The organism is Halobellus sp., assembly GCF_042218505.1.
Taxonomy (GTDB): domain Archaea; phylum Halobacteriota; class Halobacteria; order Halobacteriales; family Haloferacaceae; genus Haloquadratum.
Genome location: NZ_JBDGQZ010000061.1, coordinates 1 through 12,287, shown reverse-complemented (window position 1 = coordinate 12,287; position 12,287 = coordinate 1). Strand labels below are relative to the sequence as shown.

Annotated in this window: 11 protein-coding genes; 8 read left to right on the top strand and 3 right to left on the bottom strand. The window is 64.9% G+C overall.

Annotation, left to right across the window (positions count from 1 at the left end):
- A partial coding sequence (locus ABEI27_RS14810) for a hypothetical protein (RefSeq protein ID WP_375800182.1) occupies positions 1-2,455 on the top strand: 2,455 nt, incomplete at its 5' end.
- A gap of 1,158 nt (positions 2,456-3,613) precedes the next feature.
- Here the strand turns inward: ABEI27_RS14810 and ABEI27_RS14805 are convergent.
- Positions 3,614-4,441 (bottom strand): inositol monophosphatase family protein, encoded by an 828-nt coding sequence (locus ABEI27_RS14805; protein WP_375800181.1) that lies wholly within the window; start codon positions 4,439-4,441, stop codon positions 3,614-3,616.
- A 107-nt stretch (positions 4,442-4,548) separates the two neighbouring features.
- Between ABEI27_RS14805 and ABEI27_RS14800 the strand changes: the two genes are divergently transcribed.
- The 7 genes from ABEI27_RS14800 (at position 4,549) to ABEI27_RS14770 (ending at position 8,572) form a co-directional block, all read left to right on the top strand.
- Positions 4,549-5,064, top strand: coding sequence for a macro domain-containing protein (locus tag ABEI27_RS14800; RefSeq protein WP_375800180.1), 516 nt, complete (start codon positions 4,549-4,551; stop codon positions 5,062-5,064).
- Complete coding sequence (locus ABEI27_RS14795; RefSeq protein WP_375800179.1) at positions 5,057-5,281, top strand: hypothetical protein; 225 nt, start codon at positions 5,057-5,059, stop codon at positions 5,279-5,281. Before ABEI27_RS14800 ends, ABEI27_RS14795 begins: the two co-directional genes overlap by 8 nt.
- 171 nt (positions 5,282-5,452) lie before the next feature.
- Entirely contained in the window at positions 5,453-5,827 is a 375-nt protein-coding gene (locus ABEI27_RS14790; protein WP_375800178.1) for a helix-turn-helix domain-containing protein, read from the top strand.
- The gene (locus ABEI27_RS14785; RefSeq protein ID WP_375800177.1) at positions 5,827-6,120 is read left to right on the top strand and encodes a hypothetical protein; all 294 of its coding nucleotides are present in this window, start codon (positions 5,827-5,829) and stop codon (positions 6,118-6,120) included. The genes ABEI27_RS14790 and ABEI27_RS14785 overlap by 1 nt, the downstream gene beginning before the upstream one ends.
- A 78-nt stretch (positions 6,121-6,198) precedes the next feature.
- The gene (gene trxA / locus ABEI27_RS14780; RefSeq protein WP_375800176.1) at positions 6,199-6,624 is read left to right on the top strand and encodes a thioredoxin; all 426 of its coding nucleotides are present in this window, start codon (positions 6,199-6,201) and stop codon (positions 6,622-6,624) included.
- A gap of 190 nt (positions 6,625-6,814) precedes the next feature.
- Complete coding sequence (locus ABEI27_RS14775; protein WP_375800175.1) at positions 6,815-7,780, top strand: ribose 1,5-bisphosphate isomerase; 966 nt, start codon at positions 6,815-6,817, stop codon at positions 7,778-7,780.
- A gap of 60 nt (positions 7,781-7,840) precedes the next feature.
- Complete coding sequence (locus ABEI27_RS14770) at positions 7,841-8,572, top strand: hypothetical protein (protein WP_375800174.1); 732 nt, start codon at positions 7,841-7,843, stop codon at positions 8,570-8,572.
- Positions 8,573-8,643: 71 nt separating this feature from the next.
- On the opposite strand, the gene rbcL is transcribed toward ABEI27_RS14770, so the two are convergent.
- Together rbcL and ABEI27_RS14760 are read right to left on the bottom strand one after the other, a co-directional pair.
- Positions 8,644-9,921, bottom strand: coding sequence for a type III ribulose-bisphosphate carboxylase (gene rbcL / locus ABEI27_RS14765; RefSeq protein WP_375800173.1), 1,278 nt, complete (start codon positions 9,919-9,921; stop codon positions 8,644-8,646).
- Positions 9,922-10,026: 105 nt separating this feature from the next.
- Positions 10,027-12,033, bottom strand: coding sequence for a DEAD/DEAH box helicase (locus tag ABEI27_RS14760; protein WP_375800172.1), 2,007 nt, complete (start codon positions 12,031-12,033; stop codon positions 10,027-10,029).
- Positions 12,034-12,287: the final 254 nt, after the last annotated feature.

Here is a 12,287-nt window from a genome sequence, read left to right as displayed (position 1 = left end):
CGGAACGGACAACCTCGGCGGCGGCGGGAGCCTCAATGGCGAGTCGACGCTCGCGACGGGACTGGTGAACGTGACCGAAACCAACAGCATCTCGACGACCGCACCCGCAGGGGTCGACGGCCGGCTGGTGGTTGACGCCGGACTCGGCGGCGAGTTCGACACGATCCAGGCAGCGGTCGACGCAGCGACGAGCGGCGACACGATACGTGTGCGAAACGGGACGTACACGGAGTCGGTCACGGTCCAGACGCCGAACGTCACCCTCACGGGCGTGAACGGTCCGACGGTCGTTGGCGACGGCGTGAACACCGGGAGTCAGCCGCACGCCGCGATCCACGTCGACGACGGGAACGGCCCCGTTCGAAACGTCACAGTCGAGGGGTTCACTGTGCGGAATCCGAACGGGAAGTTCGGTATCTTCGCCGGGACCGGATCGACCAACTCGAACTCCGACGGAATCGGCGGACTCGTCGCCCGGGACAACGTCGTACAAAACATATCGACTCAGTCCACTGGAGGATCCCTCACGGGTGGTCCAGCAGGAATCAGTATCCGTGGTGACTACGGCACCGCGGGCAACCCCGGAATCGAGATCAGGAACAACAGTATCTCGAACGTCCAATCGAGCGGGTACACCAACGCGGTCGGAATCACGCTCAAGAGCTTCACCGGCGATGCGGGGTTCGGCAAGGACAGCAGCGGGGCTGACGTGACCGATGGATCCAGCCCGCCGGCCACCGACACCGACATCGTCAACAACAGCATCTCGAATATCGACGGTGGCGACAACAGCCGAACGAAGGGCATCTCCGTCAGCGGTGAGTTCGAGGACGTGCTCGTCGAGCGCAACAACGTCTCCGGAATCACTGCGGCAGACGATGGAAGCGCTGGGAACGCTCTCGCGGTGACGTTCACCGAGAACGGCGGTTCGTTTAGCGGCAACGGGTACGATATCGACGACGACGGCACCGGTGAGCGCATCGGTCCGCGGAACTTCACCGTCCGGAACAACACGGTCAAGCAGGTTACCGCCGGAACGCCGGCCGGCGTGTTCGTCGGCGGGTACGAGGATCTCGGCGGCAGCAGCGTGATCGCTACCAACACGATCAATGCGCCGGTATCACGGTACAACGGCAAGCAACCCGGATTCGAGTTCGCGGATGCCGACGGAGTGACATTCCGCAACAACACCGTCTCGGCGTCGCAGATTGCGCTCGACCTCGACCGCGTCGGTGCGGTCTCGGACAACACGATCTCGGCGTCGACACCGCCCGACGCGCGGATCGACGCGACGTCCGGCGGCCGTTCCGATATCGCCGCTGGGGACGTTGCACCGGTGAACACGCGGTTGCAGACGCTGCTATCGAACAACGACGTCACGACGACGACGAATGAGACGGTTGCCAACGTTTCGCTCTCCAATCCGAGCGGACAGTCGCTGAATCTGAGTGTCACGACGACCGGCGACGTCTCCGGATCCTCGCTGAACGTTTCGCTCGGAAATGCGACAATCGGGACCGGAGCCGACGTCACTGTCGGTGAATTCACTGAGACGGCGAACGCCGACGGGACGTTCAGCTATACCACCTCGGTGGAGGCCGACGTCGCGAGCGGATCGTCGAAGACGTATCGGGCCAACGTGACTGAAGTGGACGGTAACGCCGACCCTGACGACGTGCTGCCGACGTCCGACCGTCTCGTTCTGACGTTGACGGCGTTCAACACCGGCACGGCGACCGTTTCGACCGAGGCAACAAACACCACGGAACTCAGCATAACCCCTGATGCCGATACTACTGGTAGGGTGGTCAACGTCTCCACGGTCGACACCCTGCCCGATACCCAGGGGCAGAATTTGTCCGCCCTGCGGACTGACATCAACGTCGTTGACGACGACGACACGATGGTTTCGGCGTTCAACATCGATCCGGGTTCAGCACTCGCCGACACGAGCGCGTCGATTCAGTTTACTATCCCGAAGGCGGTCATCGGCGACCCGACCGGCCTCGTCGTCACGCGATACAACGACACGGGGTACGAAGCGCTCACGACAACCGTCGTTGAGTCGAGGGGCACGGACATCACACTCGAGGCCCAAACCCCTGGCTTCTCGCTGTTCGTGGTCGCCGAGACCGACGCATCACCGGCGAGTGTAAAAAATTCCGGTGGCGGTGGTGGAGACGGGGACAGCAGCGAGAGCGCATCCGAGACACCGACCACAACTCCGACGCCGACTCCAACCCCCACGGTGACTACACCCTCGACGCCGACGGTGACCACAACTTCGACGCCGACCACGACCCCGACGGGGACAACAGCGGCGACTGAGACGACCGCGGCCACAGAGACGGCACAACGGGTGCCAGGCTTCGGGGTCTTCGGTGCTCTCATCGCGGTTTTCGTACTGATGTCTGTGTTCGCACTGGCTTCGACGGAGCGGGATCGAGACGAGTAGCGGACAGAGGGGCCAACCAGTGCCACCCTCTCTCGTCGGTGACAATCGAAGGTGAACACAGCCGATTCAACCGCTTGTGAATCCGTCTCGTCCGAAACCGTAGACTGGGATGGCCACAACCGCCGTCCGTCGAGATCCTCCGGTGTACAACACGATTCCGGCATCGGGTGCGATTGATTCAGCCGAGCAGAGCGCCTGACAGCGGACGAAAGATACCATTGTGAGCGTCGTAACACCCACTCGGCGATATCCGTGGGGGGTCTTCCGCACCTCCGAGCGCTCGGCGCTGCGGGTCACAGTTACTCCGGATCTCTCGACTCGCCTGTTCCGGCAGTATCCACTCGGCAGACAGCGACGGTCCGGTCGCGGAAACGATCCCGACTGGGGTTCCGACAGGACGAATCATCCTCGACTCTCACCGCGGCGCTTGGAGTCCGACTGCACTGAGGGGACCTGTTGTGCCAGGGGTCGCTGCGGCGCAAATGCCACCGCCGACATCGGGGGCACCGACCGTGTATGGTTCGAGACCCTACGTATAGGCGTCGGAGCCGTCCACCGGGTATATGTATCGGGTTCAAATTTACAACATTTCCCACCCGAATACGTAACGGGTACCGGTAGAACTGGTATCCCGCGAAGCGTCGGAGGTACACCCCTCTCCCACCCCACCCCTGCTCAAGCATCAGAGCAGTATCCGGAACCCGATCGGTACGGTCCCGCTTCCGTGGACGAACTGCGGCGTCGCCGACTGCGCGACTCGCGGCACGCGACTCCACGTCAGTCGAGACCTGCCGAGGTCCCCGTTCCACCAACTACACCTCGACACAGCGGAGTCTCGCGACTATCGGTACTGGACACCTGACACGTAGAGCAGTCCAACCTGGCATAATCGACCAACACCGTGATGCGCCGGTTGCGACAGTCGACGACCCACCAACACTGCTGATAACGGAGCCATAGATCAGATAGCAGGGCTCTCGGTCCGGATCAGTGGAGAGGTCTGTGTGGCACCGGCACCGGATGTCGGAAGAATCTCCGACCAGGTTATCAACCCGACAGCGACGAAAACGGACAGTAATTCGGCGTCTCTCCCGCTGTCTGAGTCGTGGAAACCCACGCATCATCGCTCAGGGACTCTCTCGTTCGTTCACTGTCGCTTCATACGTCGATTCCGTCGGAAGCGGCCTCGACGAGTGCGTCGAGTTTCGCCTCGTCGGTCGCAGCGACGTAGAGGGCCCCGATCCCGTTCTCGTCTGCCGTCTCCGTCCCATCGAGAGCGACCACGCGGCTTTCGACGCCGGCCTCTCGGGCGAGCAGTGTCCCGACGTACTGTTCGTACACGTCCGGGCGGTAAGCAACGAGTCCCTCGATATCACCGCGCGCGAGAAGCCCCCAATCGACGCAGGGCGACCACGTGTTGAGGACGCGCTTGCAGACGTCCCCGGTGGCGTCTTCCACCCGCTCGGCGGTCGCTCGGTGGGACTCGTCCCGGACGGCGGGGAGTCCGACGACGAACGAAACCGTGCCCTGCGGGAGCGAGAGGTCGCTCTCGGCCTGCAGCCGTTCGCCGTCGAAAGTCGCGCCGCCGCCACGACGCGCGAGATACAGCGAGTCCGGGAGCGGTTCGTAGATGGCCGAAACGAGCGGTTCCTTGTCTTCGAGTACGCACGCGGCCACGGCGAACGAGGGGAGACCGGCGGCGAAGTTGTTGGTCCCATCGAGTGGGTCGACGACCCACTCGTATCGATGCTTGCCGTTCCGACCCGACTCCTCACCGTGGATCGCGTGGGTCGGAAACGCGTCGGCAATCACGTCGACGATCCGGCGCTCGGCGGTCTCGTCGGCGGCGGATTTCACGTCGTGAACGCTGTACTCGGCTTCGATGTCGCGGTCACGAAAGGCATCGGCGAGGTAGTCGCCACCGGCGCGAGTCGCCCGCGCGGCGACGGCTTCCAGGACCGCTGGGTCGAGGGCGCTGTCGTCCATATCTCCGCAACGGGCCGACCGCGGCAAGAGCGTTCGGTCTGTTTTCGCTCGCCTGCCCGTTCCCGATGCGCCGCCGGTGTTTTTGCAGATGCTTCCGAACGGTCACTATGGAGTTCACCGTCGTCAAGGGGGACATCGCACAACAGTCCGCAGACGCCCTCGTCAACGCCGCCGGAACGAGCCTCGTGATGGGCTCCGGCGTCGCAGGCGCACTCCGCCGCGCTGGCGGTGAGGCGCTGAACGATGCCGCCGTCGCGAAAGGCTCGATAGACCTCGGCGCGGTTGCCGTCACTGACGCGTACGACCTCGACGCGGAGTACGTCGTCCACGCGGCCGCAATGCCGCATTATGGGGATGGTGAGGCCACCGAGCGGAGCATCCGTGAGGCGACGACCAACGCCCTGGCCCGCGCCGACGAACTCGACTGCGAGTCCGTCGTCCTTCCCGCGCTCGGGTGCGGCGTTGCAGGGTTCCCGCTCGAACAGGGAGCGCGATTAATTGCGCGGGAGATCCGCGCCTTCGACCCCGAGTCCCTCGCCGACGTGCGTTTCATCACTTACGCCGACGACAGCTACGAAACCGTCTCAGAAGTCGCCGACTCCGTTCGTTCTGACGATGCGTGAGCAGCCCGGCACGATGAACGTCCCCGACGACGCCCCGGACCGATGCCCGGTCTGTGAGACAGCCTACGACTCGGTCTCGGAGCACGACGCCGGGCTACTAGTGAACCTCATCGAAAACGAGCGATACCGTCGAGTCTGTTTCGACCCGGTCCTCGTCGAGGGAGAGGCCAGAGTGTACTTTTATCACCACACGCACGAGCAGACCGACACGAGGTGAACGGGTCCCCCAGTCCCGACTCACGGCTCGGACTCCTTTGATATTCGTCTGCTTCGGCGTGGAACGTACAGAATTGGCTCCGTAACGGCGCTCACGGCGGGCGTGAGAGGCAGTGACGACAGCGAATCCGTCCCGAGACATTAATACATCCGGTGTCCGTCGGACCATATAATGGCGCGCGAGCCGTCCGTGGAGGAGTCGGCTGATTTTCAGTCAGTCCTCGATGCGTTGGACGACGCAGACGGGAGAGCCATCATCCGGGAACTCGACGAGCCACGTACGGCCAGCGAACTCTCGGACGTTTGCGATATCCCGTTGTCGACAACGTATCGGAAACTCGATCTCCTGACCGAGGCGGATCTGCTCGAGGAGGGGACCGAAATCCGCTCCGACGGCCACCACACGACCACCTACGCGGTGGCGTTCGAGGAGGTCCGCATCGCGCTCACTGAGTCCAGAAATCTCGACGTCGAGGTCGTCAAAACGGATCAGGAACCCGAGGACCGGCTCGCTGACATCTGGACTGCCGTACGGGAGGAAACATAATGGTACACGCAGAAATCTCCGCGAGTGTCGCAACAGGTATCGTCGCGGTGAAGACCGGAATTCTCGTCCTCGGTGGACTCATTACGTACTTCTCGGTGAAGGCCTATCGGAACACCGGTGCCCGGGCGTTGCGGGCGCTCGCAATCGGGTTCGGAATCATCACGCTTGGGTCCCTGCTCGGTGGGACGTTCGACTTCATTCTCGGCGTCGACATCACGACCGGCGTTCTCATCGACGCCGCGCTCACCTTCGTTGGATTCGCCGTCATCACCTACTCGCTGTACGCGGAGTAAACTCCTGCCCACGCCGCCCTGTTGTATTGTCCACAGTTTGCAAAACTATTTTATCCACAGAGCGCGTATAGTGGCGTGATGAGTGAAGCAAGTTCGGACGACGAAATCGACGAGATCAGAGCACAGAAACGCGAGGAGCTGGCGTCGCAGCTCGACGACAGTGAGGAGCAGCCAGATGAGGCGGTCCCGTCGGAACCCATCTATGTGAACGGCGCGTCGGAGTTCGATGAGACTCTCTCGTCGTACGACGTGGTCCTCGTCGATTTCCACGCGGAATGGTGTGGGCCGTGCAAGATGCTCGAACCGATCGTCGCGTCGCTGGCTGAGACCACCGACGCCGCCGTGGCCAAGGTCGACATCGACCAGAATCAGCCACTCGCACAGCGATTCCAGGTCCGCAGCGTGCCGACGCTACTGCTGTTCAGCGACGGCGAGGCAGTCGAACAGATCGTCGGCGTCCGCGACGAGTCCACGTACCGGTCGCTGATCGAGCAGTACCTGTAACCCGACGAGGTTCTCACTGTCCGACTCGGTTGTACGCGCTCCGCTTGAGGTTTCGCCACTCTCACACTTATACGCCACATCTACCTCACCATCCGCCCACCCAGACGCCGCGCCCATTCCACTTCCAACCCAATCGCGGCTACGCCAACAGCGGGGTCGCGCTTTTCAGCCACCGTATCGAAGACCCGATATGAACGGTGCTCCGACCGAGGACGACGTGGTCGAAGCGGTCCACGTCGTCGCCGATGACATCGGCTCGATGGAGATCCGGGGGGCGGCGACCATCGCCGACGCCGCCGCGCGGGCACTCGGCGTCCAGGCTGCCGAGAGCGAGGCTGAGGATCCCGCGTCGTTCCGTGCGCAACTCCGCGCCGCCGCCCGTGTCCTCCACGACACCCGACCGACGGCCGTGAGCCTCCCGAACGCGCTCCGGTACGTCTTCCGCGACGTCGAGGGGACGACGGTCGAGGAACTCCGTTCGAGCGTCCGCGAGAGCGTCGCGGAGTTCTGTGACCGACTCGACACGGCCCAAAACGACCTCGGTCGGGTCGGCGCGAACCGCCTCCGTGACGGCGACACGGTGATGACTCACTGCCACTCGACGGACGTGCTCGCCTGTGTCGAAACCGCCGTCGAACAGGGCAAGTCGCTGTCTGCGTACGTCAAGGAGACCAGACCCCGGAACCAGGGTCACATCACCGCCGACACGCTCGAGGACCTGGGCGTCGACGTGACGCTCATCGTCGACTCCGCGGCGCGGCGCTACCTCCACGACGTCGATCACGTCCTGGTCGGTGCCGACAGCATCGCCGCCGACGGCTCGGTGATCAACAAGATCGGCACGAGCGGCCTCGCGGTCAATGCCCGTGATCGCGGGACGCCGATCGTCTGTGCCGCACAGACGATCAAACTCCATCCTGGAACGCTCACCGGCCACACCGTCGACATCGAGATGCGCGCGGAGTCGGAGGTGATCGACCCTGAGACGGCGTCTGAGATCGGCGATCCGACGGTCCTGAATCCAGCGTTCGACGTGACGCCGCCACGCTATGTCGACGCGATCATCACCGAACGCGGGCAGTATCCGCCCGAGAGCGTCGTCACGCTGATGCGCAAACTGTTCGGTGAGGGCTCGGATCATCCCTGGGAAGCGTGACGGTCGCGGCGCCGCTCCACCACAGAAAGGTTTTATCTGCGCGTCGGTCATCTCGCGTCGATGGCGACTTCCCAACACCTGTCCCCGAAGCTCGTCGTCGGCGTCGGATCGCTTCTCCTCGCGCTCGGGGCGACGTGGGCGACCGCGCGGACGTCGGGCTACCCGGACCGGCACGCCCTCCGCTCGTGGCCTGCGGTACTCGCCGGTCGACTCCGCCGCGAACTGCCACGCCGCAACTCGCTGACGGCCGCGTGGGGGGCACTCGCGGGGTGGTCCCTCCTCGTCTCGGCATTTCACTTCGGTGGGGTGCTCTACAACGTCTACACGGTGATCCCGTGGTGGGATTTCCTGACGCACGCGATGGGTGGACTCGGCGTCGCCGCGCTCCTCGGCCTCACGTTTCGGCAGTCGACGCTTCGCGCGCCGCTCTGGGTCGTTCCGGCCGTTCTGGCGATTGGTTCGGGCTTCGAGGTCTACGAGTTCGTTTTCAAGCGTTTCTGGCATCACTGGACGCTCGGGTTCTACATCGAAGACACGCTCATCGACCTCGTGATCAACACGAGCGGGGCGGTCGTGTTCGCGCTCGTGACGATAGCTTACCGACGCCGCTTCGCCAGTCCCGTGCCGGCCGCTGCTGACAATCCCGTCGTCGTGGCCGACGGTGACGGCGACCCCACCGGCGGTGACGGTGTTCCCGTGGACGAGGAGAGTGCCCCCACCGGCGGGAAAGGTAATCTCTCCGACGCAGACCCGCAGTCCACGGAGACGGATGATCGGGACCGCCCGCAGTGACGACCTTCGCGAATCAAAAATGAAACTCCCGTCCGCGCCGAACCGTCGGCGACGACGCCTTCGCTTCAGATTTATCTTGGCGTCTCGGTGCCCCACTCGTCTATCGCTGTCGCGAGCGCGGGACTCTCTTCGGCCTTCGATTCGAGCGAGACGCCCGCCGCGTAGGCGTCGACGGCCGCCCGAAGCGCCTTCGCGCCCTCGTGAGTCCCGTCGGGGTGGCCGTGGATCCCCCCACCAGCCTGAACGCAGACGTTCGTCCCCGTCGCGTCGAGCAGGTCCGGGACCAGACCGGGGTGGAGGCCGCCGGAGGCCACCGGCAGCACGTCGTTCAATCCGTAGAGGTCGTCACGTAGCCAGGCGTTGATGCCGACGGTGTCCTCGTTAGCGAGTTTGCCGAGTCCCACGGTACCGGTGTGCAGTTGATCCACGCCGACGAGACGAGCAATCTGGGCGAGCACGCGCATCGAGACGCCGTGGTGCGAGAGTCGGTCGAAGGCGGCGTGCATCGCCCGGTGGGCGTGAATCGCGAGTCCCAGTTCTTCGCACCGCTCGCGGACGGCCTGCACTGCGGCCCAGCCGGTGGTGATCACGTCGACCATCACGTACTCACAGCCCTCGCTGGCGACCTGATCGACGCGTTCGAGCATCTCGTTGGTACCCGCGGTGACGTTGATGAGATAGGATTTGGGTTCGCCAATCTCCTCGGCAGCGCGGTCGCGCTGTGCGAGGCTCTCCACCAGACGGTCGTGGAAGGGGTTGAACGCCTGATCGGTGAGGTTTTCGTCGTCCTTCAGGAGATCGACGCCGCCCGTCCAGGCTTCGTAGCCGACTTCAGCGTGGGTCTCCGTCGAGAGGCCGACTTTCGGCTTCGGAACCGTCGCCAGAATGGGCCGGCCCTCGACGCCGAAGAGCTCCCCGCGCACGTCGGAACCGAACTGTGGACCCAGAAACGAAGTCGTCAGCCCTTCCGGCCACTCACAGTCCGCCAGCCGGATCGAGTCGACCGCTTTCATCCCCAGTATGTTCCCCGCGATACACGAGAGGATCTGCGGCATACTCCCGGGTTCGAACAGTCCCTCGGGGTAGGCGATCTTGATCTCGATTCCGTCGGCGTCGGCACTCTCGGGCGAGTCGTCGGAGATTGCGAACGCCGTCGCGCCCATATCGGTGAACCCCTCCCCGGTCGGAAGCGCGGCCCACGTCCCGTTCGACGATTCGGAAGCGACCCTGGAGGCAGCGTCCTCGACACTCATCCCCGCGGCCGGATCGATCCGGAAGGTGCAGACGAGGTCGGCGTCTGCCGGGTCGTACGACAGGTCGATGAAGTCCTCGTAGGTGATCCCAGCCATACCGTATTCGTTCACGCCGTGGGCTGATAAATACAGACGCCGGGTGGAGTCGCGCGCAGCCGTCTCGGCGTTTCGGACGGCCTCCGCGTATGTCGGACAACCCGGCTACGTCGGATGTCGTTCAGCGGATCCCGAACGAGATCCGCCGAGATCCTGTCGTACCGACTCGAAGATCGACACCTCGGCGTCGAGCGTTCCCGCGAGGGCGTCGCCGGCCCCCAGCAGCCACGCCGCGCGCTCGACGTGCGACTCGACGTCGCCGGGACCGATCCGGTACCGTTCGACCAGCGTCTCGATGCTCGCTCCCTCGCTCCACTCCCGCAGGATGCGCGCGAGTTTGACCGCACAGAGCCACTCCTCGAAGTCCGCAACCTCGTCGGGATCGGTCGCGAACTCCGCGGCGTGACGCGTCGCGTACCGGTAGATCTCGGCGCGCTCGCGGCTGCCGAGATACGTGCCCCGCATATCGGGCGTCCCGCAGACGACGCCCAGCGCGGTGAGCGGGGTGACGTCCCCGTCCGGCATCGACTCGATCGTCCGGATCCCAGCCAGCAACCGTGCGCCCGTCTCCGGGCGGACGTACTGCTTGGAAACCGTCTCGCCGAGGGCAGTCGCCGCGAGCGCGTCGCCCCCGGCGTCGAGCCTCCCCGCCGATGCCGAGTCGGAGGGTTCCTCGCCACTGGGGTCCACATCCAGGAGTTCCATCTCGGCCAGTTGCTCGACGACGCTGCCGAGTAACCCCGACAGGTCGACGTCGGGAGACTGATGCGCGAAGAACGTCGCGTCCAGGAGATCGAGTACCTCGGAAGCCGAATCCGCGAAGCCGGAGGCGACGATCGAGAGGACGTGCGTCCGGAGCGCGTTGCGGGCGGTCAGTTGTGACTCGACGGCCTCGGGGCCGGCCTTGACGTAGCGGGCTTGGATCTCTTCGGCCGTGTGTTCGTCGCCGACGAGGATCGCCTCGCCGTAGGGATCCAGGTGCGGGCGGCCGGCACGGCCACACATCTGGTGGACTTCCAGCGTCGAGAGCCACGACATCTCCTCGCCGGTGTAGCGCTTCAGATCGCGGACGACGACCCTGCGTGCGGGGACGTTCACGCCCGCCGCCAACGTCGGCGTCGCACAGATCACCTGCAGCGAGCGGTCGCGGAACGCCGACTCGACCAGCGTACGGTGCTCGCTCACGAGGCCGGCGTGGTGAAAGCCCACGCCGGACTCGACCGCGGCGGCCAGTTGTCGTCCGGTCTCGGTTCCGCCGGCCTCGCGAACGGCCTCGGCGACGTCGGGGGCGTTTCCGTCGGCCGTCCGGGCCAGGCGCGCCGCCAACGACTCGGCCTCGCGCCGCGAGCGGACGAAGGCGAGACACTGCCCGCCGCCGTCGATGACGTCGTCCACGAGCGCGGCGGTCACCTCTGTCTCTCGCTCCTCGTCCGGTCCGACGGGGCCGACGTCAACCGAGAGGACGGTACCGTCGTCGAATTCGACGCGTTCGTCGGTGTGGACACCCGTACGGAGGTCTACCGGTCGCCAGGTCGATTCTACCAACTCCGCGTCGAGCCACGCCGCGACGTCGCCGGGGTTGTCGATGGTCGCCGACAGCGCGACGATCTGGACACCGGGCGCGCGGCGCTGGAGGGTCGCGAGCGTGACTTCGAGCGTGGGGCCGCGCCGCGGCCGACCGAGGAGGTGGACCTCGTCGACCACGACACAGGCGAGGTCTGCGACCCACGACGCCCCGTTCCTGATAGCAGAGTCGACCTTCTCGGCGGTCGCGACGACGACGTCCTCGTCGCCCAGTTCCTCCGCTGGTGAGTCGAAGTCACCCGTCGAGATGCCGACGCTGACGCCGGGCAGTTCGGCGAAGGACTCGTACTTTTCACGGGCGAGCGCGCGAAGCGGAACGATGTACAGCGCCGGCCCGTCGGCGGTCAGCATCGCCAACTCGGCGATCAGGGTTTTGCCTGACGCCGTCGGAATCGCGGCGACGACGTTCTCGCCGTCTGTCACCCCCGCTTGGACGGCCGCGGCCTGTGGCGGATACAGTTCGTCGATCCCCGACGCGCGGTACTGCTCACGGATGGCCGCAGAGACGGGGAGGTCCCGGACGTACACAGTCGACGATGAGGCGGTCTCGTATAAAAACTCGCGGCGGGTTCGAGGCGATGCGTTATGTACGGAGACGGGACCAGCCACGCTGTGACCTAAGTGATGCCTCGCGTCGGGGTCGCGGGTGCCGACTGTTCGGCACGACCGGCGCGGGGGACGCACGCGGGTGCCGACTGTTCGCCACTCTCTGTTCCGACCCGTAGGGTCCACCAGCCGTTGGCTCACCGGGGAAATCGCTGTTCGAGCAGCGTCGTCAGCAG

What these genes read in the sequence shown, in the direction of transcription:
- ABEI27_RS14805 (WP_375800181.1), bottom strand. Translation starts at nt 4,441, where the DNA reads ATGGACGACAGCGCCCTCGACCCAGCGGTCCTGGAAGCCGTCGCCGCG.
- ABEI27_RS14800 (WP_375800180.1), top strand. Translation starts at nt 4,549, where the DNA reads ATGGAGTTCACCGTCGTCAAGGGGGACATCGCACAACAGTCCGCAGAC.
- ABEI27_RS14795 (WP_375800179.1), top strand. Translation starts at nt 5,057, where the DNA reads ATGCGTGAGCAGCCCGGCACGATGAACGTCCCCGACGACGCCCCGGAC.
- ABEI27_RS14790 (WP_375800178.1), top strand. Translation starts at nt 5,453, where the DNA reads ATGGCGCGCGAGCCGTCCGTGGAGGAGTCGGCTGATTTTCAGTCAGTC.
- ABEI27_RS14785 (WP_375800177.1), top strand. Translation starts at nt 5,827, where the DNA reads ATGGTACACGCAGAAATCTCCGCGAGTGTCGCAACAGGTATCGTCGCG.
- trxA (WP_375800176.1), top strand. Translation starts at nt 6,199, where the DNA reads ATGAGTGAAGCAAGTTCGGACGACGAAATCGACGAGATCAGAGCACAG.
- ABEI27_RS14775 (WP_375800175.1), top strand. Translation starts at nt 6,815, where the DNA reads ATGAACGGTGCTCCGACCGAGGACGACGTGGTCGAAGCGGTCCACGTC.
- ABEI27_RS14770 (WP_375800174.1), top strand. Translation starts at nt 7,841, where the DNA reads ATGGCGACTTCCCAACACCTGTCCCCGAAGCTCGTCGTCGGCGTCGGA.
- rbcL (WP_375800173.1), bottom strand. Translation starts at nt 9,921, where the DNA reads ATGGCTGGGATCACCTACGAGGACTTCATCGACCTGTCGTACGACCCG.